A 26,994-nucleotide genomic window follows, 5' to 3' on the forward strand; every position below is an offset into this window, starting at 1 on the left:
TTCCGTTCCGATATCGAGGTTCCCCATGCCGCGCTTCGTGCGGTGAGCCGAGCATGGCTCGGCTCTACAGGGAGCCCGCGCGGCATCCGGGCCGCATCGCTTGCGTCAGGTCAGATCGATCACGCGCCCACCAATGACCACCTGCTGCAGGCGCAGTTCGGCGTCCAGCACCACCAGGTCGGCACGGGCGTCGGGCGCGATGCGGCCGCGATCGCCCAGGCCCAGATAGTCGGCCGGGAAGGTGGAAACGCGCTGCGAGGCATCGGCCAGCTCCAGGCCCACGCGCACCAGGTTGCGCAGCGCCTGGTCCATGGTCAGCGCGCTGCCGGCCAGTGAACCGGTCGCCAGGCGCACGCAGCCGCCGCACTTGTGCACGCGCTGCTCGCCCAGCGCGTACTCGCCGTCGGGCATGCCGGTGGCGGCCGTCGCGTCGGTCACCGCATACAGGCGCGGGATCGCGCGCGCGGCCAGGCGGATCACGCCGGGATGGATGTGCTGCAGGTCGGGAATGATCTCGGCGTACTGTGCATGCGCCAGCGCCGCCGCGGCGATGCCGGGTCGGTAATGGTCGACACCGGTCATGCCATTGAACAGATGGGTGAAGCCGGAGGCGCCGGCCTGCAGCGCGGCTACGCCTTCCTCGTAGGTGCCGGCGCTGTGGCCGAGCTGCACGCGGATGCCCATCGCCGAAAGCGCCGGAATCAGTGCGGTGTGATCGCCGATTTCCGGTGCCAGCGTCATTACCCGGATCGGCGCCAGTGCGTGCAGTTGCTGCACCAGCGCCAGCGTCGCCTCGATCGTACGGTTGGGCTGTGCACCGAGCCGCTGCGGGCTGATGAACGGTCCTTCCAGATGCACGCCGACGATGCTGGCGGCATCGGCATCGGGCGCCGCCATCGTCGCAGCCACGCCCTTCAGCGCGTGCTCGATCTCATCCAGGCCGGCGGTCATGGTGGTTGCCAGCAGCGTGGTGGTACCGAAGCGCAGATGGGTGCGCGCGATGGTGCGCGCCACGTCGCCGCCCTGCATCAGATCCACCCCGGCCGCGCCGTGCACATGCAGGTCGATGAAGCCGGGCAGGATCACCGGCAGCTGCAGGTCGTCAGCACCACTGTGGTCATCCACCTGCAGCTGGCGCACGTGTGAATCGAAGTGGACCTGGCCACGCCGCCAGCCCAGCGGGGTGAGGATGCGGCCATGCAGGGAACGGATGTCGGTCATGCGGGAGGCTCGGCAATGATCACTTCGATACCCAGCCGCTGCAGCCCTTCGCGGGTTGCCTCGTCGATGCCGGCGTCGGTGATGATGGCGTGGATCTGGTCGAGGCGGGCGATGCGGTGCAGGCTGACACGGCCGAACTTGGAGGCGTCGGTCAGCACCACGATGCGGCGCGCGCGCTCGACCATGCGGTGGTTGAGGCGGGCTTCGGCCTCGTCGTGGGTGGTCAGGCCGAACTGCAGGTCCAGGCCATCCACGCCAAGGAACAGGGTGTCGAAGCTGTACGAGTTGAGGCTGGCCTCGGCCTGGCTGCCCTGCAGCGACAGCGACTGCTGGCGCAGCAGGCCACCGGTCAGCAGCACGGTGATGCCTGCGGCATTGGCCAGTTCCCAGGCGATGTTCAGGCCATTGGTCATCACCGTCACGTCGCGATGCGCGCGCAGGTGGCGAGCCAGCGTCATCGTGGTCGAGCCGGAATCGATGATGATGTTGTCGCCCGGCTGCACCAGGCGCGCAGCGCGCGCACCGATCGATTCCTTCAACGGCAGGTTCAGCGCGTCCTTCTCATGGATGTCCTGTTCCTGCGGCGGCGTGCGCACCAGGGTGGCGCCGCCGTGGGTGCGGTTGGCCAGGCCCTGCGACTCGAAGTGGGTCAGGTCGGCACGGATGGTCACCGCCGACACGCCGAAACGCTCGACCAGATCGGCCACCTGCACCGAGCCGTGCTCGATCAGCAGCTGCAGGATCTGTTGCCGGCGGGAGCGGGTGTTGCGCATGGCCATTCTCGGTTTCGCGGGGAAAGGTAGAGATTAGCCGTTCGCAGCAACTGCGGCAGCCGAACGTGCGTTCTGCGTGCGGGTTCCGGCCTGGTTGGCGCTGCAGGCGCGCGCGTACTCGCCCAGGCACAGGCCGATGCGGTGCTGCACCAGCGCGGTGGGGGTGTTGGCCAGCGTGCCCTCACGCACGGCGCGGTACTGCTCCGGCAGGTACTGGCTGAGCAGCACCAGTGGCGGCGCGTGCTGTTCCAGGTTGGCGAACAGGGTCTGCACCGCCTGCACCAGCGCGGGCTCGCCCCAGTAGTAACGGCAGCGGTCACTGAAGGAGTAGCTGCGCAGCAGGCGCAGCGCAGTGTCATCGCCCTGGTAGTAGGACTGCCAGTACTTCGGCTGCGCCACCATCACCTCGTCCAGCACCTGCGGCAGGCGCGAGCACTGTGCCGCCGGCAGCAGTTCGGCCTCGATCGCGGCCAGCGCGAACAGCGCTTCGCGGTAGGCGAAGGTGGCCGCGGGCCCGACCTTGAGGATGGCGAAGTGGTCGCGCACCAGCGCGTGCAGGCCGCTCTCGCGCTGGTAGTCGGTGGAGTGCGCTTCGAACACGATGCGTGGCTGCTGTTCGAGGAAATCGGCCAGCGTACTGGCAGCGGCGGCGTCGTACTCGTGCACGCTGCTGTGATCGAAGTCCACGCCCGGCTGCACCACCATCGCGATCACACGCTGCCACGCATCGCGCAGCTGCGGGGTATCGAAGGCCTGCCGGTGGATGGCCAGGGTCTGCGCGGCGGCGGCCGGCGTGGTCACCTGCAGGCCCTCGGCAAGCGAGGCTTCTCCACCGGGAATCGGCACTTCGGTACCGATCACGTAGACCGGCGGCGGCAGGCCATGTTCGGCGGCGGTGCGTTCGGCGATTTCGGCCAGCTCGGCCGAGCGCGCAGCGACGATGGCATCGGGCAGTGGCACCGGATCATCGGCGCAGGACATGCTGCAATCCAGATGGATCTTGTGGAAACCGGCGGCGACGTAGGCTTCGATCAGCACGCGCGCGTGGGTCATCGCTTCGGCCGCCGGGCGCTTCTGCCAGGCATTCGGGCCGAGGTGGTCGCCGCCCAGGATCAGCCGCTCGCGCGGGAAGCCTTCTTCATCGGCCAGGGTACCGACGTAGTCGCGGTACTGCGGCGGGGTCATGCCGGTATAGCCGCCGAACTGGTCGACCTGGTTGGAGGTGGCCTCGACCAGCAGCACGGTGCCATGCGCCAGGGCGACGTGCATGGCCGCGCGCAGCACCTGCTCGTTGCTGCAGCAGACGCTGTACAGGCCGACGTTGGCGCCGGCGCGGTGGGAAGCAAGCAGGGTCTGCAACGGGGACATGGTCAGGCTCCGGAGATCAGGAAAACGAGGGTTGGCAGGCGAGCAGGGCGGCACCACGTGCGCCACCGGCATCGCCGAACCGTGGCGGCACGATCGGCGGGACCTGCACGCCATTGAACAGATGGGTGGCGAGGGCGGCCGGCAGCTGCCGGTACAGCGGCGCGTACTGCGAGAGGCCACCGCCGAGCACGATCACGTGCGGGTCCAGCGCCAGCACCAGCGCGGCCAGGCTGTGGCCGAGCAGATCACGATGAATGTCCAGCGCCTTGCGCGCGCGGGCATCGCCGGCTTCTGCCAGCGTGATCACCGCACTGGCATCGACGGCGCTGCCTCCGAGGTGGCGCTCGATCATGGCCAATCCGCTGCCGGACACATAGCGCTCCACGCAGCCCTGCAGGCCGCAGCCGCAGTCCAGCAGCGGCAGGCCATGGCGCTGCAGCAGATGGCCGGGCACGCTCCAGTGGCCCCATTCGCCGGCCAGACCGTTGAAGCCGGACAGCAGCCGGCCCTGCAGGCAGAAGCCACCGCCGGCACCGGTGCCGAGGATGGCGCCGAACATGCTGGGGAAGCCGTCGGCGGCGCCGCCGTGCGCTTCCGACAGGGCAAAGCACTGCAGGTCGTTGCCGAAATGCAGCGAGCGTTGCAGCCGCGCCTGCAGATCCTGCGCCACGCATTGGCCGGTCAGTGCGGGCACGTTCGCGCTGAGCTGGCGGCCACTGCGGCGGTCACGCACGCCGGGCAGGGCAATGCCGATGGCCGCATCATTCCGGCCCAGCGCGGCGTCGGCCTCGGCCACCAGCGTCACCACGGCCTGCAGGAAACCATCGTAGTCGCCCTGCGGCGTGGCCACGCGGCGGCGCCAGGTGACCTGCATCGCCGCATCGCACGCCACCAGCTCGATCTTGGTGCCGCCGATGTCGATGCCATAGCAGGCGTGGGCGATCAGCTCAGCCATGGTGGATGGTGACGCCCTTGACGACGCGGTTGACGGTGCCGTCCGGGAACGGGTTGTCCGGGGTCAGTCCCAGCGCGGCCGAGCGCTGCAGCGCGAACAGCTGCGCGAAGCCCAGCCACACCGGTGCCAGCCACGGATCGTCCAGCGCCGGTACGGTGAGGGTGTAATCGTCATCGGCGCCGATGTCCGAATGTGGACCGATCGCCAGCACCTGCCCGGCCACGCCATCGCGGCGCAGTTCGTCCAGCAGGTCCTGCTCGTAGCGGCGCGCGAGCGGCTGCACGCTGCGCAGCACCACCACCAGGGTGTTGCCATCCAGCGTCGACTTGGGACCGTGACGGAAGCCCAGCGGCGTGTTGGCCAGCGCCAGAACGCGGCCAGCGGTCAGCTCCAGCACCTTCAGTGCACACTCGCGGGCCAGCGCTTCCAGCGGGCCGCTGCCAAGGTAGATCACGCGGTTGAACGGGCGCTGCGCAAGCGTTGCCACTGGTGCGTCCCACTGCGCCTGCCCTTCGCGGGCCAGCGCGGCGATCTGCTTCAGGCGCGCCACGCGCGCATCCCACGGCGAGCGATCAAACACCGTCAGTGCCGCCAGCAGCATGCAGGTCAGGCTGCTGGTCATGGCGAAGGCACGGTCGCAGCTGGCCGACGGCATCAGCAGGGTGCACGTATCGCCACGGCCGGCGCCACGGCGGGCCAGTTCGCCATCGGCGTTGCAGGTGATGTCGAGGAAGCGCGCGTCGTCCACGTCGCTGCGCACGCGATCCACCGCTGCCACGCTTTCCGGGCTGGAGCCACTGCGGCCGAACGACACCAGCAGGGTCGGGCGGTCACGCTGCAGGTACAGCGCCGGGTGGGTCAGCAGGCTGGTGGTGTGCACCACGCGCACCTCGGCCGCCCACTGTGCGTTGATCGCGTCGGCCACCATCTCGGCGATGAAGCCGGAACTGCCGGCGCCGGTGAACAGCACGCGCTGGTTGGGATCGTTGAGGCTGTCGCCGAGGAAGGCCTGCAGGCGGTCGCGGGCACGCGACAGGTCCTGTGCGAGTGCTTCCCACAGCGCAGGCTGCTGGGCGATTTCGATTGCGGTATCGGCTCCGCCAAGGCGCTGCCAGGCGGACACATCGGAAAGCAGGGTGACGTCCATTCGGAGGTTCCAGTTGGGCCAGCGCACCATCTGTGTTTTCTTTCGAAATGTCAAACATCGAAAGTAAAAAGAAAGAAAATGGCCGAGTGGCTTTCCCAGTCGCGGCATGACCATGAAAACGAAAGGACGGGTCAAATGCCGTATCGCACAATGCTTAACAGGCGACTGCAAGCGCTTACACAAAGTATTGCGACGCAACAACTTTCGTTTCAATGGAATATATCTTCCTTTTTCCTTTCAATTTGTTGACATCTTTCGAATCGCTGCCCTAGAGTCGGCCCAATCGCTTTCGAAACGCCCGGTGAACGGGTTGGGAGTCCGCGTGGAAAACTGCGTACGTCGCTCGCCGCTGATGCTGGCCCTGTTGCCGGCCTTGATGCTGGCGTCCATGACGGCCCGGGCCGAGCCGGTCGGAAACCTGCGATCGGTCAGCGCCAGCGCCAGCCGCGATGGCGTGCAGGGCTGGGACCTGCAGACCGACAAGGGCGCGGGCATCCGCATTGAACTGCCGGCGACCGACATCATCCGCGTGCAGGCCGGCCGCAACGGCACGTTGACCGGCGCCGGCGACAAGGCCGCACCGATCGTGCTGCCGCAGCCCAAGGCGAACGTGCAGGCGCAGCTGGAAGAAGACGCGCAGGAAATCCGCGTGCGTACCGACGCACTGGTCCTGCATGTGCAGCGGCAACCGCTGCGCATGCGCCTGGAACGCCTGGACAACGGCCAGCCCACCGCGCTGTGGCAGGAACTGCAGCCGCTGGACCTGGAGGCCACGCAGAGCGTGCAGGTGCTGTCGTCGCAGGCCGATGAGGGCTACTTCGGTGGCGGCCAGCAGAACGGCCGCTATCAGTTCAAGGGCCGCGAGCTGGAGGTGTCCTATTCCGGCGGCTGGGAAGAGGGCGACCGCCCCAGCCCGGCACCCATGCTGCTGAGCAGCCGTGGCTGGGGCATGCTGCGCAATACCTGGAGCGATGGCAGCTACGACCTGCGCCAGCCCGACCAGGCCACGCTGCTGCATCGCGAAGACCGTTTCGATGCCTACTACTTCGTCGGCGCGGACCTGCCCAAGCTGATCGAGCGTTACACCCAGCTGACCGGCCGCCCGAACATGGTGGCGCGCTGGGCGCTGTCCTATGGCGATGCCGACTGCTACAACGACGGCGACAACAGCAAGAAGCCCGGCACCGTGCCCGAAGGCTGGAGCGACGGCCCGACCGGCACCACGCCGGATGTGATCGACAGCGTGGCCAAGCAGTACCGCGCCCACGACATGCCCGGTGGCTGGATTCTGCCCAACGATGGCTACGGCTGCGGCTACAAGCAGTTGCCGGAAACGGTGAAGGGGCTTGCCGCCTACGGCTTCCGCACCGGCCTGTGGACCGAGAACGGTGTCGACAAGATCGCCTGGGAAGTCGGCAAGGCCGGCAGCCGCGTGCAGAAGCTGGACGTGGCCTGGACCGGCAAGGGCTACCAGTTCGCGATGGATGCCAACCGCCAGGCGTTCAACGGCATCCTCGACAACTCCGATTCGCGCCCGTTCCTGTGGACGGTGATGGGCTGGGCCGGTATCCAGCGCTACGCCGTAGCGTGGACCGGCGACCAGAGCAGCAGCTGGGATTACATCCGCTGGCACGTGCCGACCCTGGTCGGTTCGGGCCTGTCCGGCATGGCCTACGCCAGTGGCGACGTTGATGCAATCTTCGGCGGCAGCGCCGAGACCTTCACCCGCGACCTGCAGTGGAAGGCGTTCACCCCGGTGCTGATGGGCATGAGCGGCTGGTCGTCGAACGCGCGCAAGCACCCGTGGTGGTACGACGAGCCGTACCGCAGCATCAACCGCGACTACCTGAAGTTGAAGATGCGCCTGACCCCGTACATGTATGGGCTGGTGCACGAGGCCGCGCAGACCGGCGCACCGCCGGTGCGGGGGCTGATGTGGGACTACCCGCGCGACCCGCATGCACAGGATGAGACCTACAAGTACCAGTTCCTGCTCGGCCGCGACCTGCTGGTGGCGCCGGTGTACCGCAGCCAGGCCGCCAGCCGTGGCTGGCGCCGCGACATCCACCTGCCGGCCGGGGGGTGGATCGACTACTGGGACGGCCGCCGCGTGCAGGCCGGTGCCGACGGCCGCCAGCTGGACCGCCAGGTGGACCTGGCCACGCTGCCGGTGTTCGTGCGCGCCGGTGCGATCCTGCCGATGTACCCGTCGATGCTGTTCGACGGCGAAAAGCCGCTCGATGAAGTGACCTTCGACCTGTACCCGCAGGGCGACTCGCAGTACACGTTGTACGAAGACGATGGCAACACGCGCCGTTACCAGCAGGGTGAGTCGAGCACGCAGGTAATCCGCGTGCAGGCGCCTGCACTGGGCAGTGGCCCGGTGCAGGTGCAGATCGATGCGGTGCAGGGCCAGTACAACGGCCAGCTGGCGCAGCGTCGTTATGGCCTGCGCGTGCTCAGCCGGCAGGCGCCACGTGCAGTGCAGGCCGGTGGCCGCGCGTTGCCGGCGCTGGCCGATGCGGCGGCGTTCAACGGTGCGGCTGAAGGCTGGTACTTCGATGCCAAGGAGCGCCGTGGCACGCTGCACGTGCGTACCGCTGTCCAGGACATCCGCCAGCCGCTGCAGCTGCAGCTGGACTTCGCGGCGGCCGCTGCGGCCGCCGACGATGCCTATCCGGCCGCGCCGGTACTCGGCCGCGAACTGCCCGCAGACAGCCTGCTGGTGGTCAACCGCCCGGCCGAGGAGCCCGGCCATGCGCTGGAGAACGCCTTCGATGACGATCCCAACACCTGGTTCCGCAGCGTGCGCAACCAGGCCGTGCGCACTGGCGCGCACGAGTGGGTGATCGGCTTCGGCGAACGCAGGATGATCGATGGCATCGACATCGCGCCGCGCAACGACAAGAACTGGAAGCACGGCCAGGTGCGCGATTACGAGGTGTACCTGGGCGACAGCAATGGCGAGTGGGGCGAGCCGATCGCCCGTGGCCGCCTGCAGCTGAAGGAAGGCGTGCAACGCATCGACTTCCCGGCCCATGCCGGCCGCCTGCTGCGCTTCCGCGTACTGAGCGTGCAGAACCCCGAAGGCGACGGCGCCAGCAGCACCGACCCGATGGTGACCGCCGCCCAAGGCAGCGCCCGCGCGTTCGATGCACTGCAGCCGCGCGACGTCGGCCCGATCGCACTGTCCACCTTCCACATCCTCGAACACCAGGAACCGGAGCGACCGGCCCGGCAGCGCTATCTCTCCGAGCTGCCGGTGCCGGCCGCGCTGGCCAGCCAGCTGCGTACCGACCAGTCCTTCCGTGGCGACGCCGGCATGCGCATGAACGGCCTGCAGTTCCGCCGTGGCCTGGGGGTCGGCGCCAACAGCCGCATCGACCTGCGCCTGCAGGGCGGCTGGCACCTGCTGCGTGCCGACCTCGGCATCGACGACGCCTGCCGCAACGCCGGCGGCCTGCAGTTCCAGGTATGGGGCGACAACCGCCTGCTGTACGACAGCGGCCTGGTGAAGGCGCCCGGCGTGGTCAAGCCGGAGCTGGACATCCGTGGCCTTTCCACCCTGAGCCTGCGCACGCTGGGTGCGCAGGGCAGCCAACCCGCCCAGGTCTGTGCCAACTGGGCCAACGCCGTACTGATCGGCCAGGAGGGCGACTCCGCCAGCATCGTCGCCCCATGACCCCCACGTAACACCGCTCCTCCCCCGCCCCATCCCGACTACGGCCCTCATGGCCGTGGCCCGGGAGCGTTTTGCCCGCCGAACGCCCACGCGCTCACTCAGTTGCGCCGCACCCCTGCCAGGAGAGAACCCCGATGTTGCCCGCCCGCCACCACCGCCCCCCCTGCCGCCCGATCGCTCCGCTGACGCTGGCCATTGCCGGCGCGCTGTTCTCGCTTGCTGCTCCTGCCTTCGCCCAGGAAAGCAAGGACAACGCCACCGACCTCGCCCGCATCGAGGTCACCGGCTCCAATATCCGCCGCACCGACGTTGAAACCGCCTCGCCGGTGCAGGTGATCAGCAAGCAGGACATCCAGAACATGGGTGCGCGCACGCTGCTGCAGGTGCTCGACAACCTGCCGGCCGCTCGCCCCGCGCAGCAGGATGCGCGCTCGCTGTTCACCGGTTCCGATGGTGCCTCGCAGGCCAACCTGCGCGGGTTGGGCGCACAGGGCACACTGGTGCTGCTGAACGGTCGCCGCCTGTCGTACTACGGCGCACCGGCCGGGTTCCAGACCCAGTTCGTCAACATCGATGCGATCCCGGCGGCGGCCATCGAGCGCATGGAAGTACTGACCGACGGCGCGTCGGCCGTGTACGGTACCGACGCGGTGGCCGGCGTGATCAACGTGATCACCAAGCGCAACTTCCAGGGTGCCGAGATCAGCTTCACCAACGACACCTCCTCGCGCATCGATTCCTACGGTGAGCGCCAGGCCAGCATCACCGCCGGCTTCGGTGACCTGGCCGAGAACCGCTTCAACATCTATGGCGCGGTCAACATGTACCGTCGCGACGCGATTCCGCTGAGCGATTTCTACGACAAGCGTCCGGACCAGTACTACGTCAACAACCCGAACTACCTCAACAACCTGCGCCTGGGCGTGGGCAGCAGGCCGGGCGAGTTCAACCCGGGCACCTACTTCGCCTTCGATCCGGTCACTGGCCGCCGCGTGCAGGAAGCTGCGCCGGGCTGCAAGAACGTGCTGACCAGTGAAGCGGCCGGCCCGCGTTGCGTCTGGGAAACCTGGATGAACAACGAGATCGATGCCGGCGCCAAGTCCGAGCGCAACACCGCCTACCTCAACGGCACCTTCCTGGTCGGTGACAACACCGAGATCTTCGCCGAGGCGACCTACACCGACATCGACCTGCGCGCCAACGGCGGCACGCCGCGCACCTACGGCACCACCACCGGCAACCCGACCAGCTGGTTCTCGCGCAACACCGGCAACACCGTCAACCAGTTCCTGTACCCGTTCCTGGGCCCGAACAACGAGTACAACCACGCCAGCCCGCAGTTGAAGGCCATGATGGGCGGCGTGGTCGGCCTGAACTACCTGCTGCAGGATGCCGGCCCGAACTACTTCGGCCAGCGCAATACCGACAAGAGCTATCGTGTGCTGGCGGGCGCACGTGGCAACGCGGGTGACTGGAACTGGGAAACCGCATTCGCCAGCGCTGGTACCCACTCCACCACCTACCAGACGATCAACGTCAACACCAAGGGTTTCGAGAAGGCGTTCGGGCCGTACACGATCGATCCGGGCACCGGTCGGGTGATCATCTCCGACCACCCGGCGTACAAGTTCGGCGAGATCAGCGAAGCCAACGCCGCGTTGATACGTGAAGCGTTCCCGACCTTCGACATCCAGTCGTGGACCCGCCTGCATACCCTGGACGGCAAGATCGAAGGACCGCTGTTCCAGCTGCCGGCGGGCGAGATGCGCGCCGCGTTCGGCTTCAACGCCAGCCGTGAGACCTTCTACACCCCGGGCAATGCCGATGCAGCCAATGGCCTGATCACCCAGCAGGGCGGCTCGTGGTTCGACGGCAAGCGCAACACCTACGCGCTGTTCGCCGAGACCGTGGCGCCGATCACCGACAAGCTGGAACTGGATGCGGCGGTGCGCGTGGACAAGTACCCGAACTTCAGCGCCAACATCGCGCCGAAGATCGGCTTCAAGTACCAGGCGTTCGATCAGCTGATGTTGCGCGGCACCTATTCCACCGGCTTCCGCGCACCGAGCCTGGCCGAGTCCGGCAACGGCGGCGTATTCGCACAGCTCGGTGGCTTCCGTGACGAACTGCGCTGCGGCGAGACCAACGCCATCGCCAACCTGCTGCTGAAGTCGCAGCGGCCGGGTGACGTCGATCTGGGCAAGACCCTGCTGAACGTCGATTGCAGCCGTACCGTCGCGCGCATGACCCAGCCGAACAAGGATCTGAAGCCGGAGAAGGCGAAGATCGCCACCCTCGGCTTCGTCTACGAGCCGGCGAGCTGGCTGTCGGTGTCGGCCGACTACTGGTTCATCTACCGCAACAATGAAATCGTCGCGCCGGACTATCGCCGCATGGAAGACATCATCTCGATGTCGCGCTCGCCGATCACCGACAGTGACCGCGCCAACCTGGCGCAGTTGGCGGCAATGTGCGCCGATCCGGCCAGCGGCGTGAGCTGCCCGGCCACCCTGCCGGGCTACTCCGCCGGTAACGTGGCCAGCGTGGTCGGCCAGTACAAGAACCGCGGCAAGACGCTGATCGACGGCTTCGACATCGACGCGCGCAGCCGCTTCTCGCTGGGCGACTGGGGCAACCTGAACATCGGCCTGGCCGCCACCATCGCCAACCGCAACCGCTTCTACATGGACGCCGAGAACGGCTGGTACTACGGCGACGTGGTGGGCTACTACAACAATCCGCGCCTGCGTGCCACGCTCAATGCAGACTGGACCTACAAGCAGGTGACCACCAGCATGTTCGTCAACTACGTGGGTGGCACCAAGTGGGCTACCGACCAGATCGACGAAGAGAGCAACAACAAGGAAACCTGCACCGGCGGCTACCTGGCCCTGCAGAAGAGCAAGTGCGATGGTGCACCGTCGTGGTGGACCGCCAACATGAGCGTCACCTGGCGCCCGGATGATGCGTGGAACCTGAGCTTCACCGTCAAGAACCTGTTCAACCGCCTGCCGTTCTACGATCCGAACAGCTTCCTGGGTGACTCCAGTGACTACGCCACCATCTTCGGCCGTGGTTACAGTGTGACCATCGGCTACCGGTTCAAGTAATTCCGTTTGCGTGACCTGGCGTGCCGACTGCGGCCGGCACGCTGCCAAGAGGAGAGATGTTTGCCATGAAGCGTAGGGAATTCATCGCGGCCAGTGCCGCTGTCGCCGCCAGCAGCCTGCTGCCGCAGACCCCGGCATGGGCACGCGGGCGCAAAGTGCGCCTGGCCATGATCGGTACCGGCATGCGTGGCCTTGTGCTGCTGAAGGAGCTGGTGCGCCGCGACGATGTCGAGGTGGTCGCGCTGTGCGACATCGAACCGATCATGCTCGGCCGTGCCATGGACATGGTGGCCAAGGCCGGCAAGCCGGCCCCGAAGACCTACGGCCAGGACCGCGATACCAACGCCTGGAAGCGCCTGCTGGAACAGAAGGGCATCGATGGCGTGATCATCGCCACGCCGTGGGAGTACCACGCACCGATGGCGATTGCCGCGATGCAGGCCGGCGTGGCCGTGGGCTGTGAAGTGGTGGCCGGCATCACGCTGCAGGACCACTGGGACGTGCTGAAGACCCAGCTGAGCACCGGCACCCCGTACATGCTGCTGGAGAACGTCTGCTATCGCCGCGACGTGATGGCGGCGTTGCAGATGGTGCGCCAGGGCCTGTTCGGCGAACTGGTGCATCTGCAGGCCGGCTACCAGCACGACCTGCGCGGCGTGAAGTTCAATTCCGGCGACCCCAACCAGCCCTACGACAGCGGCGTGGAGTTCGGTCCGAAGGGCTGGAGCGAAGCTCGCTGGCGCACCGAGCATTCGGTGGAACGCAATGGTGAGCTGTACCCCAGCCACGGCATCGGCCCCTGTGCGATGTACACCGGCATCAACCGTGGCAACCGCTTCACCCACATCAACGCCTTCGCGACCAAGGCACGCGGCCTGCACGAATACACCGTGGCCAAGAGTGGTGGCACCACCCACCCCAGCACCCAGGTGAAGTTCAAGCTCGGCGATATCGTCACCACCACGCTGGCCTGCGAGAACGGCGAGACCATCCTGCTGCAGCACGACACCTCGCTGCCGCGCCCGTATTCAATGGGCTTCCGTGTGCAGGGCACCAAGGGCCTGTGGATGGACGTGAACCATTCGATCCACATCGAAGGCCGCAGCCCGCCGCACCAGTGGGAAGAGTTCAAGAAGTACCAGGACGCGTACGAGCACCCGCTGTGGAAACAGAATGCCGACACCGCCGCCGGCGCCGGCCACGGCGGCATGGACTGGTTCGTCATCCATGCATTTGTTGAAGCGCTCAAAGCCAAGGCACCGATGCCGATCGACATCTACGACGCGGTGACCTGGAGTGCGATCACCCCGTTGAGCGAGCAGTCGATCGCCAACGGTTTCCAGACGCTGGAGTTCCCGGACTTTACTGCTGGTGCGTGGAAGACGCGCAAGCCGATCTTCGCGTTCGACGGTAAATACTGAGATTCATCCCTTCCATGCTGTGACGGAAATGCCGGGCGATGCCCGGCGTTTCTGTTTCTGGAGGCATTCGCCTTGTAGAGCCGAGCCCACGCTCGGCTGCTTGTTCGGTCGGCCGCTCGCTTTATCAGAAAACTCTGAAATCCGACCCACTCCACACTTTATGACTTGAATGTGTAAACGACATCGGAGATAACGTCCCCCATGCGGTCAGACCGCATTCCGGACCAGGGACGATCCGAAGCATGACGTGGTGAGGCAACCGCCCCACGTTCTCGTTCCCGCCGGTGCTGTGTTTGTCCAGGAAGGAGAACAGGGATGTTGAAACGACTGAAGACCATTTCGTGTGCCGCACTGGCGATGATCGCGCTGGGGAGCTTGGCTCCTTGGGCTGCGCAGGCGCAGGAGGTGCAGAAGAAGTGGGAGAGCTACCTGTCGATGGGCCAGCCGCGAGCCACCGAAGCGGCGGTGCAGAAGGACATTAAGTCGCTCTTTTCCCAGTACGAAAAGGACAAACCCTTCGATTGGCATGTCAAACGCCAACGCGTCCTTGGAAAGAAGGTCATCTACGATTACCGGGTGAGACCCGAGAAGATCGTTACTACCGACTGGGTCTACATCCACTCAGGGCAGGAGTACTCATCCGAAGATCAGATTCGTAGCGCGATCCTCGCTACCCGTGTCAGCGACCCGCAGTGCCCGGCGACTTCACTCACGGAGGATCCTTGGGTGGAGCTCCTTGGACTTGGCAGGGGCGACGACGGTAGCGTCACCAACGAGGAGAAGGATTTCCATTACACCTTGAACTTCTATCATCAGAGCACTCAAGAATGCTCGTCGATAGTGGGGTGGGAGCGTGTGCGCCGGGCCAGAACGGCGCTTTGTCCGAATCGACCGTCCCTGACGTGGAATGAGGCCCTGCAGATGTGCTCCCTGGTCCAGCAGGACGAGCCGCACATGTCGCCCATGCTCTCCTACACAAGCGGGCCGCTGCCGCCGCAGCAGTGTCCTGTTGGTAACCCGTGTGATCCGACCACTGGCGATAAATCCCAGCCTGAGCCGGATTTCAACCTTGGATGGGTGAGCTTCCAACGCCACTATCACTCCCTGACAAGCACGGCGGGCGGCGCGTTGGGTACGGGCTGGACCCATTCCCACAATCTGCGGCTTACCGCAGGCGTAGACGATTCCACCTTCCCTCCCAGCCCCGAACTGAAAGTTGGGCTGATCGGCGCCGATGGCGGGCAGACCGCATTCCAGAAAGTGGGGGCAAGCTACGAAGCCATGGACGGAAGCGGCGATCGTGCGGTCCAGCAGGGCACCAACTGGCAACTTTCACGTGCCGGAGAGCGCATTTATTTTGATGCTGATGGCTTGATGCAGCGCCGTGATCTCGAAGACGGTACTTCGCTGACCTATGCACACGACAGCCGCGGCCGCCTGCTCAGCATCACCCATTCAACCGGTCGGCGCGTGGACGTCCAGTACCTCGCGCCGGGCGACGATTCACTGATCTCGGCCCTGGTGATCGCCGGCCAGCCTGTGGTGAGCTACGCCTATTCTCCGGCCGGGGAACTGATCACCGCGACCTATGCCGACGGTGCCAGCCGTACCTATCACTATGAGGACGCCCGCTTCCCGGGCTACCTGACCGGCGTGACCGCCGAAGACAACCAGCGCTACAGCTGGTACGGCTATGACACGCAAGGGCGAGTCACCTGCAGCCGCCATTCCGGCGATTGCAGCCAAGCCGACGTGGGCATTGATGGCGTGCGCCTGGAGTACACGCCGGCAGGCACCACCATCGTCACCGACGCACTGGGCAAGCAGAGCACCTACGCCTTGACCGCCAGCGGCACCAGTGGCCTTCCGCGCAAGGTCAATAGCATCACCGAAAGCAACGGCAGCATCACTCGCGCCTATCTGCCCGAGGGCACCGATTTCCGGCGTCGGCTGCAGTCGGTGACCGATCGCCGTGGTGTCGTCACCAGCTACGCCTATGCCGAGGCCAGTGATGCTGCCGCAGGCGCCGTCAGCGTGACCACCACCACCGAAGCGGCCGGTACTCCGGACCAGCGCGTCAGCGAAATGCGCGTGGCCATGGACAGCAATCGGCTGGTGCAGCAGACCATCGGTAACCGTGAGATCCGCATCGCACGCAATGCGCGCCTCCAGCCAACCACCATCACCGTGCGCGACAGGGTGACCGGTGATACCCGCATCACCACGCAGACCTACTGTGAGGCCGAAGGGCCGGAGTGCCCGCTGGTGGGACTGCTGCGTAGCGTGGATGGCCCACGCAGTGATGTGGCGGATGTCTCCACCTATGCCTACTACACCGCGGACGACGCGGGATGCGCGACCAGTGGTGCCTGCAGTTATCGCAAGGGCGACCTGCGCAGCGTGACCAATGCGCTGGGCCAGACGGTCGAGACCTTGGCCTACGACGCGTTCGGGCGGCCGTTGTCGGTCAAGGATGCCAACGGCGTGGTCACCGATTACACCTACCATGCGCGCGGCTGGCCGACCTCGGTCACCGTGCGCGGTGCCACCACAGCCGAGGACCGGGTGACCCAGATCAGCTACTGGCCGACCGGCCAGGTGCAGCAGGTCACCGAGCCGGACGGCAGCAGTGTCACCTATGTCTATGACGCCGCCCAGCGCTTGACCGATATTGCGGACAACAGCGGCAACACGATCCACTACGTATTGGACAACGCCGGCAACCGCCTCAAGGAAGACACGCTGGATGCAGGCGGCACCCTGCGCCGTACCCTGGCGCGGACGTTCAACACGCTTGGCCAGCTGACCGCGCTGAAGGATGCGGGCAACCACGCCACCGGCTTTGCCTACGATGCCAACGGCAACCCACAGACGGTGACCGATGCCCTGCAGCGCGTGACCAGCCAGCAGTACGATCCGTTGAACCGCTTGGCGCAGACCCTGCAGGACGTCGGCGGCGTCGCGGCGGAGATCCGCAGCCAGTACAACGCGCTGGACCAGGTCACCCAGGTCACCGACCCGAAGGGCCTGCATACCACCTACGCCTACAACGGTTTCGGTGATCTGACCGGGCAGGTCAGCCCGGACAGTGGCGCCAGCAGCTACACCGTGGACGCGGCCGGCAATCGCAAGACGGCCACCGATGCACGCGGCGTCACCGCCACCTATCACTACGATGCACTCAACCGCCTGATCGGTATCGCCTATCCGGACCCCAATCTGGACGTGGGCTACAGCTATGACGTGGCACCGGCCGCCTGTGCCGCCGACGAGCGCTTCGCCGAGGGCCGCCTGGGGCAGGTGCTGCACGCCAATGGCAGCACCCAGTACTGCCATGACCGTTTCGGCCAGGTCACCCGCAAGGTGCAGACCGTCAATGGTGTGGCCACCACCCTGCGCTATGCCTACAGTAAGTCGGGTCGCTTGACCGCGTTGACCTACCCCGACGGCAGCGTGGCCGACTACGTGCGCGATATCCAGGGCCGCATCAGCCAGATCGGCCTGACCCGGCCCGGCCAGGCACGCCAGATCGTGGTGAACAACGTGACCTATGCGGCCTTCGGCCCGGCGACCGGCTGGACCTACGGCAACGGCCGCCAGCTGCAGCGTCCGCTGGATCTGGATTACCGCCCGCAGGCGGTACACGACCCGGCCGCAGGTGGCCTGTCACTGGGCTATGGCTATGACCCGGTTGGCTCGATCACCGAGCTGAAGAACGGCGCAGGCTCGGCGGTGCTCGCCAAGTACGCCTACGACGCGCTGGGTCGCCTGACCCAGACCCAGGACGGCGCGACCGGTACGCCGATCGAAACCTATGCCTATGACGCCACCGGCAATCGCACCGCGCTGACCACCTCGGCAGGCACCGCCAGCTACACCTATCCCGCAACCAGCCACCGGCTGACTGCCGTGGATGGCGAGGCACGCAGCCATGACGTGGCGGGCAACACCACCGGCATCGGCAGCAAGACGTTCACCTACAACGACGCCAACCGCATGAACGCGGTGAAGCAGGGCGATGCCGTGCTGGAAAGCTACGGTTACAACCATCGCGGCGAGCGCGTGCTGCGCAGCCCGTCCGGTGGAGCTGCCCAGATCACCCTGTACGACGAAGCAGGGCAATGGCTGGGCAACTACTCGGCCACGGGCCAGGCGCAGCAGCAGGCCATCTGGCTGGACAACTACCCGGTGGCGCTGATCAACGTGCCGGGCACCGGCGTGCCGGAGCTGGCCTATGTCCAGCCGGACCATCTGGGCACGCCGCGCGTGGTGATCGATCCGGTGCGGAATGTCGCGATCTGGGAGTGGAGCAACAAGAGCGAGGTGTTCGGCAACCAGATTCCGAGTGCCGATCCCGATGGCGATGGTGTGGCGTTCGAGCTGGCGTTGCGCTTCCCCGGCCAGCAGGCGACGGATTCGAGTGGGTTGTTCTACAACTACCAGCGCGAGTACGACCCGGCGGTGGGGCGGTATTCGCAGAGTGATCCGATTGGGTTGATGGGGGGAATAAGCACGTTCACCTATGCGGGCGGTGGACCGCTAATGAGCGTGGATTCGCTTGGCCTTCAGTCAAGAGATCTGGAGTACATCTACAAGTATTCCGGCGCAACGCCCCCTCCTCCGAGCGGGTACCCAACGGAGTACAGGCAGGGGGTCCAGGATTTCGTGAGAAACTACATCGACATGAGGCTGGCTAACACGAAGCTCCAGGATAAGTACTTTCATTGCAAGGCAAACTGTGAGGCTGCTCAGCGCGGACAAGGCGGCAAAGCGGCTGCTTGCAATATGAGCAATGCTCGGGAGATATTTGATCAGCGGGTGAAGGGGGATTCATCTGCAGCGTCGGCCGCAGACCAACGGGCCAATTTGTTCGGCCGAAATAACGCGGGCGAGGGGTCATGTTCTGAAGTATGTTCACCATTCAGGCCGAATGGATTGCCGGACAATTATTGAAATGAAAAAACAGTCAAAGACCGTTGTACTTCTCTGTGCAATTGTAGTGATTATTGCTCTTGCTTTTTGGTTTCGGGGGCAAATGGCTATCGATGCCTGTTTAGATGATGGAGGGAGTTGGAACTACTCGACGAGCCAATGCAGCACTGAAGAGTGACAGCTTCAAAGGCTCAGATGGATGCATCTGCAACTGCATCTTCGTTCTTCAATCGTGTGGCTGGACAGTTGGAGGATTGCTGATCTTGTGTGGCGAGAATGAAGTTGCAGAGTTGGAGAGTCTGGCGGAGCAGGCTCCTTCTCTTCGCATGCTGCTGAGCAGGAAATGGCGGAACTTCGTGTGGGAAGACGAGTACAGCATGCTACGTGCGCGAACCCCAGGGCCGCATCAGCCAGATCGGCCTGACCCAGCCCGGCCAGGCGCGCCAGATCGTGGTGAACAACGTGACCCATGCGGCCTTCAGCCCGGCGACCGGCTGGACCTATGGCAACGGCCGCCAGCTACAGCGTCCGCTGGATCTGGACTACCGCCCGCAAGTGGTGCACGACCCGGCCGCAGGTGGCCTCTCGCTGGGCTATGGCTACGACCCGGTCGGTTCGATCACCGAATTGAAGAACGGCGCAGGCTCGACGGTGCTGGCCAAGTACGCCTACGACACGCTGGGCCGCCTGACTCAGACCCAGGACGGCACGACCGGCACCCCGATCGAAACCTATGCCTATGACGCCACCGGCAATCGCACCGCGCTGACCACCTCGGCAGGCACCGCCAGCTATACGTATCCCGCAACCAGCCATCGCCTGACTGCGGTGGACGGCGAAGCGCGCAAACATGACGCAGCGGGCAACACCACCAGCATCGGCAGCAAGACGTTCACCTACAGCGATGCCAACCGCATGAGCGCGGTGAAGCAGGGTGATGCTGTACTGGAAAGCTACAGCTACAACCATCGCGGTGAACGCGTGCTGCGTACCCCGGCCAGTGGCGCGGCTCAGATCACGCTGTACGACGAGGCAGGGCGGTGGCTAGGCAACTACTCGGCCACGGGCCAGGCGCAGCAGCAGGCCATCTGGCTGGACAACTATCCGGTAGCACTGATCAATGTGCCAGGCACCGGCGTGCCGGAACTTGCCTACGTGCAGCCGGATCATCTGGGCACACCGCGCGTGGTGATCGATCCGGTGCGCGATGTGGCGATCTGGGAGTGGAACAACAAGAGCGAGGTGTTCGGCAACCAGATTCCGAGTGCTGACCCGGATGGCGATGGAGTGGCGTTCGAGCTGGCACTGCGCTTCCCGGGCCAGCAGGAGACGGATGCGAGTGGGTTGTTCTACAACTACCAACGCGAGTACGACCCGGCTGTGGGGCGGTATTCGCAGAGTGATCCGATTGGGTTGGCCGGTGGAATAAGTACCTTCAGCTACGCACTAAGTTCCCCGGGCTCACATAGTGACGCAGAGGGTCTGCAAGTCATGCGCAGCGGCGTGCACGCAGGCTCTCGCGCTATGATGAATTCGAACCAAGCTCCTACAGGAGACAATCAATCAAACTTCGCTGCGCCCGCTTCTTGGGGGGAAGTGTCTTCTGGCCTTGCCGCAACGACAAATGCGCTGAACAGCCTTAGCTTAACTCACTCAAGCAGTGTCTTAAATCCGCAAAGTCCCGCGTCAATTCTGACGCGGAACATCATATCCAAGGCGTGCGAGAAAGAAGACGACGATGACTGTAATCGTCTCATAGCAAAGATAGATTCTTTGGTGGTCGAGCTGAGAAAGCGATACTGGGATCTTAAACTGGATAGACGTGGGCTTCTGGCTACCGGTCGTATGTCAATAGATGGGCATGTGCAGCAATTTCAAAACAAGCAGGCACAGTTGAGGCGATTGCTTGCTGAATCTGCAGCAAAGCGCTGTGCAGGTTATAGCAATGAGGCTTGGCAATGGGCCACTATGGCTCAACCAATTTGAGATCTAGACAATGCTTGATAAAGAGTGCATGGAAAAAGTCGCTGAAGCATGGGTTAACTTTAATCGGCTCGCAGTCGATGCGAATGAGCGGGGTCCGCTCACAGGCGTGCTGGATGAAGTTGATGGCATCATCCAGCGAGATCCTGGCGAAGGTTGGAAATTCATTGAGGCTGTCAGGCGAATGGATGTGGATGCGCATCTACTTTCCAATCTTGCTGCCGGACCTTTGGAGGACTACTTGGTTGCCCACGGCGAGACCGAAATCGAGAGGGTTGAAAGCTTGGCAAAGCACGACCCATCTCTTCGGGATCTCCTTGCTCAGACGTGGAAGAACTCGATGTCGGATGAGGTATGGCGGCGGGTACAACTTGCTGCTGCATCAGGTTAGGCTGCCATGGGTAACGCTCGAACGCCTTATGACTACGCTTGGCAGCTTCGCTATCGGCATGTCCCGCGAGGCCGCAGGGGGAGTACAGTGCAATAAATAATAACTGCGGGACGCCGTTGCAGAATTGCATGCGGGAGATTGGCAAGGGGCTTCAGCCTGTGAACATGATTCTTCCGGAATCAATAAACCCCCTGCTTTGGTGGATGTCTGATGACTCAACCATTCAACGCGGGAAAAGGTGATGAAATTTATTCCTGGAATTTTTCTTATCTGCTCAGTCTTAACTATCACCTCTTGCGAACACAAGGGTAGAGAAGTTGTGCCGGAGGGCGTGATCGAAGTTTATGATTCGGCAGAGGGCGGGGGCGTAATTGGTACGAGTACTACTCAGATTCCGGTTGTTGGATATGTTTATCCGGATAAGACTCGTTACGTGCTGAAGGTCTGCTATCTGGGTCACATAGGGTATGTGCGGGATGGAATACGAGAGCTAAGATCAACAGTGGGCCGGAGCTCATCCTGCCCGGAAACCGCGAGAAGCGCGGACTAGAGTTAACTAAGCGAGGCGAAACTGAGATCACCAAGCTGGAGACTGTGGCGAAACAGGAGCTGCCACTGCGTGAATTACCTAGTTGGATATGGGCCAGAGCGTACCCAGCAAGGTTGGGAGGACACAGTGATGGCAGGGCACCTTGGTGCGGTGACGTCTGCTGAGGGATGCACGGGGGCTCGGCGCCCCCGCTACACCCTATCCCGCAACCAGCCATCAGCTGACTGCGGTGGATGTCGAGGCGCGCAGCCATGACGCAGCGGGCAACACCACCAGCATCGGCAGCAAGACGTTCACCTACAACGATGCCAACCGCAACTCGGTTGCCAATGGTCGACTTAATCGGGCTGCAGCGCATCCGGGGAACGCCAATCTCTTGCGGGGTGGGTCGAAGATACTTGGGCCCCTTGGAGCAATCGTGAATTACAGGTCAAACTGCAATAAATGCCAATGTCCGGCGAAGTGATTTTCATAAGGTTCATGAAGGGTGCAGCTGCGGCGGGAGCGCTGGGGATCTGTTGCGCGCTGATCGCGTCCATGTTGAGTATGCGCTGTCCAGTAGCTAGGTACTCTCCGGAAGTTATGTTTGCTCTTTCTTTCGCGTTGCTGATGTTGCTCGTATATTCCAAGTTCGAACTGGCGAGAAGGGGAATTCTGTCGATTGAGGTTGGGCAGGTGCGTTTCGCGTTCGCAATAGCGCTCCTGGCCGAGATGCTGATGATTGGGTTGCTCGTCGCCCGCAACCTCGAATGCGATAGCTTCGTTCGCGCGATTCCCATTCCTGGTGCACTACTTGTTTTCTATACAGCTGTCGCATTCTCATTTGTATTCGGTGATATCTATCTTGGTCCTGCGCGAAAAATCATCAGGCTTGGAGCTCGGCCGAGGAAATTCTTGAGGGAGGAATAGTTGGCACTGGGTGGATTGGAGTGGAGCAGATTGGGTGGCTTCGCCGCCTTTTCTCACTTGAAGATATGAGGCGAGATAAGGTCGGTGGTGGATCCCTTTCGGTCCCTCCACTGCTTGGAGCTGGGTTTGGCGTCATGTCGGGATCTGGCTACACAGTTCCTGGTCAGATAGCTGCGCCGACTGGAAAAGGATGCGGGTGTCCTTGAGATGAGAAAATACAATCGTTTTTTTTGGGGCTTACTACATCATGTTCTTCTGGGCGCTCAGGCTGGTTGCTTGCCTTGGAGTTGCCGTAAATTCAGTGCTCCTTGCCTTTGTGCTGGTTGATATTTCTGATGGTGGACGAGACTACGGATTTGCGGGTTTGGCGTTTGTCGCGCTCTCTCTTTGCACAGCGTTTGCCATGTGGAAAATCGGGTCTGTCGGCCTGCTCCGTCTTCGGCAAAGGAGGGCACCATAGATCTTTCCAGGGATGCTCTGAACAACTGCCGGGGTAGTGCCGGCCGTACGCAGGTGGCGTCCCGTTGTATTTGGTAGATCCACCTGGTCTGTGCCCGTGTGAGTGCGTCGACTACTTGGGCGTGACGTTCGGTGTGGCAGACCTCGCCTTTGGAGGCTTGGAAGCTGTGAATGGCGAAGGAGTCACCATTGCCGGTGTTTTGTCTCCGCAGCCCGAAGTTGCAATCCCCGGATTCCTGGTAATGGTGAATGGTGGAGCAACGGCGTACGATGGAGTGTCAGTGATACAAACCGCTCAGGATGCAAAGGAAAGAGAGTCCATCTATACCGAGGTGGCGGGGGGCAGTTGGCGCGAAGACGGGAGAGCTGTCGTCATTCGGCTTGACGTTCAACGGTCACCTTAAGGCCACACGGAACTGTTGCACTTCGTAGCCCCTGACAAGGATGCGCTGGATGCCATGAAGGCGGTGAAGGATGTTTCGGGTGGGTCTGGGTGCAGTTGCATATAATGGAGGTGATATGCATATGCGCAAGAAAATAATGAATTGGCTTGGTTTGTTGTTATTTGCGCTAGTTTTTTTGAGGTCCTCGTCCTATCTTGTATTGAAGGTGTATGCTATTGGTCACCTTGAGAGGGGTGATTATTTTGTAATGTTGCCTGTGGCGCTGGGGTCACTCCTGATTTGCGGCATGTTCATGGCGATTGTGATTAAAGGAATGAAATCCGATCAGTAGGCTGCGCCTGGAGCATCACGCGCGACGTATGGTTCCGACAGGTTATTGCATGGGTATCACTATTCACGATTTCCAGCTGGTTGGAATTCGTCTTGATCCGCTGTCAGGTGTGACTGTTTCTCTGTTCGATGAATCTTCGCGGGCATCCTATGATTTTGTCTTTGGCCAAGTCAGGAGAGCAAGCGTTGATGGTTTCTCTAGCCAGAATGTCGTGCTCGATCTCAAGGTCTTCAATCGAAAGGATGATTACTTTGAATTCAAGCGGTGTTGCTTCCTCCTTGGCCTAGATCCAGTGGCTGCCAGGGAAATTGTCGATGGTGACACCTTGGTCTTCATTGAGGCCTCTGTCGGCGCAGAGATTGCACTTCTAGTAGAGGGCACTTGGGATAGCCGGTTGATTCCTGTCAAGTCATGATTCCTGATCTGTCGAGCGCATCGCTCCAAGACGCACGCACCGCTTGGCTTGTAGGTCGACAGGGATCTGACGGAGAGATGGATTGTGGGACGGACCACCATCGGGCCAACGCAATGGGCTCTACCGTGCGTGCAGCCCGATGAACATCATGGATCCTGTACTCAGCGAACTGCTTTCCCGGCTCGGTGTCGGCACTGACTTCGGCGATACGGTGCTGACTTGTCCGGAGACCCAAGGGGCCTATGAGGACACGCCCCTGCATGTGGTGGCCTTATTACAACGATGTGGCCCTCCTCAGCGCATTGATGCCCTTCGTGACTACCATCGATGCGCGTGGTGATCTTGATCTGACGCCGCTGGCAAGAGCTTTGATGATGTGGTGCGTATGGTCGACGCCGCAGATGGAACCTGCTGATGGAAACTTCTGAAAAGAGGTTTTACCGATGCGCCTGATGACCTTCATCTGTCCACTTTGTGGCGCTAGCGGGCAGCGCTTTCCCCTGAGATTTGCTGGGAGGCGTCAAGCAAAGATGTCCTGCCGGAGGTGTCGCGTCGAGCTTCGTTCAGACCCGCGGTTGGGCACGTACACGCTCTATCTTCTGTACACACAGGTCGTCATCCTGGTGGCGGCATTGCCGCTGATCGGGGCCAGTGTCGCGGGTGAATGGGTACGGCTGGGAACGATCTGTCTGGTAGTGCTGGTGCTGTGCTGGTTCCCGGGCGTGATCAGGCACGCACGAAGTCCGATCGTGCGCGCCTGCCGGGATGCCGATTACAATGCGCGCAGGCCAGGTGCTTCGACTGCGCACGCTGCCGCAAATCCGGAGCAGCGTAGCGACACGCCAAGTGCCAGCCCATGATAGGGAAGTCAAGAAATGACATACCATCTTGGGCGCGAGGTGCAGTCCCTGAATCGTTTTGCAGAACGGGTTGCAGATGGTAACTAACATTTGGCCGGCCCTTTCTGGGGCTCTCATGTCCATGCCGAAGGCTGGCATCTTGCGTGCAGCGGTGCTGCTCTTGCCAATGCTAGGGGGCTGCAGCATTCACCAGTTTCAACATACGGAATGGAAGTCGGACTGGGTAGATGTTTCGTCCGGTGCAATTTTCCCTGGCAATTCAACGACGCTGCCGCTTGACCGCGTTTCCATACTTGATCCTGATAGTGAAGCAGCCATTGCGAAGTGGATGTTGGAGCATTCGCTGGTCGTGGTATCGGCATCAGAGGTTGAAGGGAAGATCGGTCCAATGCCGTTGAGTGACCTGAAGCCAGCGCCCGGGGAGAGCGTCTATCTCGTCAGGGCCGCTTCGGATGAAGGTAGGGGCAAGTTCATCGGCTACGTCAACGACTAGGGACTTCTCATCATGTACGGGGTGATGGGGGGCTGCGGTGAGCAGAAGCAACGGGTGGCTGCCGTGAGTCTTCGGGAGAAGCCCGCCAACGTATTCGGCCGATGCTCGGCGGCGCTATAGTGCGCTGAAGCGTCGAGCTCCGCCTACTGCCTGGCGGATGACGCCAGTGTGCGACCAATGGCGCGCTCGGCAACCGCAAGGGAGATCGGTGCAGCGCGACCAATGCGTTCGAGCAGATTGTTCTGGGGAGCTAATGGAAAGCAGTCAAATGAAATCGGGGTTGCTCAGGAGTTCTCTCGATGCCAAAGGCTTCTTCCTACGCGCTTTGTCTTTCGCGTCCGTCTGCGTGCTCGCCCTGAGCGGATGCGAGAATGACCGGTTAGGGGAGCTGCAGCTGAAACCCATCTACGCTGAGCTGAGTAGTGCGTACTACGGTGGGATGTGCGAGGGTGCAGCCGGTCCAGATGCCAGTATCGAGAAGGTTCGTGCGGTGCGCATTGGAACAATCGCTGGTGACTGCGCAGTGCTCTATTTGGATGGAGTAGATAGGAACGGTGAGCCCGTGATCTATGGAGTGAAAACCGGGGATCGGCCTGAATGTGCTGGATTGATACGGAAGCTCGAAGTCGGACGGGCAAGTGCGGCCGTTCTCGGCAGGGCGCGGGAAATATGCAGGTGGTGATTCCCATATCTTCTCCGTATCCTTCTAGCGTGGGGGCGCAGATACCCGCTTTGGGCCGGCAGTCGCAATCTTCTTTTCAGTGCCACCCTGGCCTTATGAAATTCGAATTTGGCGTCTAGTATGAAGATGAATTTGGACACCTTGGAAAAGGTCTCATCAATATTGTTCGACGCGCTGCGCTCCAGGGGCTTGCAAGAGATTGAAGTGGAGGACGTGTTCTACCGCGTGGTGCCATGGTCGGAACGCCACTCCATGGGCGGTGAGCGGGTGGAGCTTGAAGTTGGAAGTCTTTTCGATGACTACTCTGATATTCAAAGAGTAGCGTCGGGGCAGCAGGAGCCACTGGCCTATCATCTATCTGCTTTGGCCTGCCTCCCCTACGAGATAGGGGGGAGGATGAGTGAAGAAGTGTGATTGCAGATAGGCGTGCACGTGCCGGAGCATCCCATGCGCCGCGTGATCGCTTTGAGCTTGAAGAAGAAGCCCACCCGTGTCTTCGCAGGATGTTCTGCAGCGCGCTGACAGCTCTGTTCGTTGTCGCCGCTCCAGAGTAATCAGCGCAAAGGCTGGAATGGGGCGCGTCATTCAAATGACTTGGTTGAATGGACGGTGATTTACCATGGAGCTTGAAGCGAAAAGGGTAGTTTTCTTTTCTCAACAGGATGAACGGTTCTTCTTCGAGTGGATTGGTCGAATCGGCTGCATCGGCAATGTGGTCGGCAGAGGGGATGTCATCTATCTATCCCTGGATCCAGATGCGGTTCTGGAGGAGGACGTCTGGGAACTGGCCGCATTGTTCAGGAGGTATCGGATTCCACTGGCCCAGCTGCGAACGCTGGAGGCAGGCAGGTACTCTCGAGCGCTGCGCGATGCCTTGCGCGAGTAGGGTGCCAAGCGGGAGGCAAGGT

The 26,994-nt window shown here is 62.8% G+C and carries 15 protein-coding genes and 1 pseudogene; 11 read left to right on the forward strand and 5 right to left on the reverse strand.

Annotation, left to right across the window (positions count from 1 at the left end):
• Positions 1–105: 105 nt before the first annotated feature.
• From nagA to N5E02_RS01535, 5 genes are read right to left on the reverse strand one after another with little or no spacing between them, the layout of a single operon-like run.
• On the reverse strand, positions 106–1,221 hold the full coding sequence (gene nagA / locus N5E02_RS01515) for an N-acetylglucosamine-6-phosphate deacetylase (protein ID WP_279945770.1): 1,116 nt from the start codon (positions 1,219–1,221) through the stop codon (positions 106–108).
• Positions 1,218–1,994, reverse strand: a complete 777-nt coding sequence (locus N5E02_RS01520) for a DeoR family transcriptional regulator (protein ID WP_005420109.1) — start codon at positions 1,992–1,994, stop codon at positions 1,218–1,220. Before N5E02_RS01520 ends, nagA begins: the two co-directional genes overlap by 4 nt.
• 33 nt (positions 1,995–2,027) lie before the next feature.
• On the reverse strand, positions 2,028–3,362 hold the full coding sequence (locus N5E02_RS01525; RefSeq protein ID WP_065185865.1) for a D-tagatose-bisphosphate aldolase, class II, non-catalytic subunit: 1,335 nt from the start codon (positions 3,360–3,362) through the stop codon (positions 2,028–2,030).
• 16 nt (positions 3,363–3,378) lie between these two features.
• Positions 3,379–4,317: an ROK family protein gene (locus tag N5E02_RS01530; RefSeq protein WP_065185864.1), complete on the reverse strand. Its 939-nt coding sequence runs from the start codon at positions 4,315–4,317 to the stop codon at positions 3,379–3,381.
• Complete coding sequence (locus tag N5E02_RS01535; protein ID WP_005420100.1) at positions 4,310–5,464, reverse strand: SIS domain-containing protein; 1,155 nt, start codon at positions 5,462–5,464, stop codon at positions 4,310–4,312. Before N5E02_RS01535 ends, N5E02_RS01530 begins: the two co-directional genes overlap by 8 nt.
• A 322-nt stretch (positions 5,465–5,786) precedes the next feature.
• Between N5E02_RS01535 and N5E02_RS01540 the strand changes: the two genes are divergently transcribed.
• The 11 genes and pseudogenes from N5E02_RS01540 to N5E02_RS01590 all read left to right on the forward strand — a co-directional run bounded on the left by N5E02_RS01540 (position 5,787) and on the right by N5E02_RS01590 (position 26,972).
• On the forward strand, positions 5,787–9,146 hold the full coding sequence (locus N5E02_RS01540; RefSeq protein ID WP_279945780.1) for a TIM-barrel domain-containing protein: 3,360 nt from the start codon (positions 5,787–5,789) through the stop codon (positions 9,144–9,146).
• A 134-nt stretch (positions 9,147–9,280) separates the two neighbouring features.
• Positions 9,281–12,256, forward strand: coding sequence for a TonB-dependent receptor (locus tag N5E02_RS01545; RefSeq protein WP_235646035.1), 2,976 nt, complete (start codon positions 9,281–9,283; stop codon positions 12,254–12,256).
• A gap of 65 nt (positions 12,257–12,321) precedes the next feature.
• A complete protein-coding gene (locus N5E02_RS01550; protein ID WP_139727931.1) occupies positions 12,322–13,677 on the forward strand; it encodes a Gfo/Idh/MocA family oxidoreductase in 1,356 nt (451 codons plus the stop codon).
• A 315-nt stretch (positions 13,678–13,992) separates the two neighbouring features.
• Positions 13,993–18,630: an RHS repeat-associated core domain-containing protein gene (locus N5E02_RS01555; protein ID WP_139727929.1), complete on the forward strand. Its 4,638-nt coding sequence runs from the start codon at positions 13,993–13,995 to the stop codon at positions 18,628–18,630.
• Between the two features lie 360 nt (positions 18,631–18,990).
• Positions 18,991–20,097: pseudogene (locus tag N5E02_RS01560) on the forward strand (RHS repeat-associated core domain-containing protein); the annotation flags it as partial.
• 526 nt (positions 20,098–20,623) lie between these two features.
• Positions 20,624–20,983, forward strand: a complete 360-nt coding sequence (locus N5E02_RS01565) for a DUF6869 domain-containing protein (protein WP_139727927.1) — start codon at positions 20,624–20,626, stop codon at positions 20,981–20,983.
• Positions 20,984–21,983: 1,000 nt separating this feature from the next.
• A complete protein-coding gene (locus N5E02_RS01570; RefSeq protein ID WP_139727925.1) occupies positions 21,984–22,442 on the forward strand; it encodes a hypothetical protein in 459 nt (152 codons plus the stop codon).
• Positions 22,443–23,685: 1,243 nt separating this feature from the next.
• Entirely contained in the window at positions 23,686–24,051 is a 366-nt protein-coding gene (locus tag N5E02_RS01575; RefSeq protein WP_139727921.1) for a hypothetical protein, read from the forward strand.
• A 975-nt stretch (positions 24,052–25,026) separates the two neighbouring features.
• Positions 25,027–25,404, forward strand: a complete 378-nt coding sequence (locus N5E02_RS01580) for a hypothetical protein (RefSeq protein WP_139727915.1) — start codon at positions 25,027–25,029, stop codon at positions 25,402–25,404.
• Positions 25,405–26,206: 802 nt separating this feature from the next.
• On the forward strand, positions 26,207–26,500 hold the full coding sequence (locus tag N5E02_RS01585) for a hypothetical protein (protein WP_005420077.1): 294 nt from the start codon (positions 26,207–26,209) through the stop codon (positions 26,498–26,500).
• A gap of 205 nt (positions 26,501–26,705) precedes the next feature.
• A complete protein-coding gene (locus N5E02_RS01590) occupies positions 26,706–26,972 on the forward strand; it encodes a hypothetical protein (RefSeq protein WP_005420075.1) in 267 nt (88 codons plus the stop codon).
• Positions 26,973–26,994: the final 22 nt, after the last annotated feature.

This window comes from Stenotrophomonas sp. GD03777 (assembly GCF_029842485.1).
Taxonomy (GTDB): Bacteria; Pseudomonadota; Gammaproteobacteria; order Xanthomonadales; family Xanthomonadaceae; genus Stenotrophomonas; species Stenotrophomonas sepilia.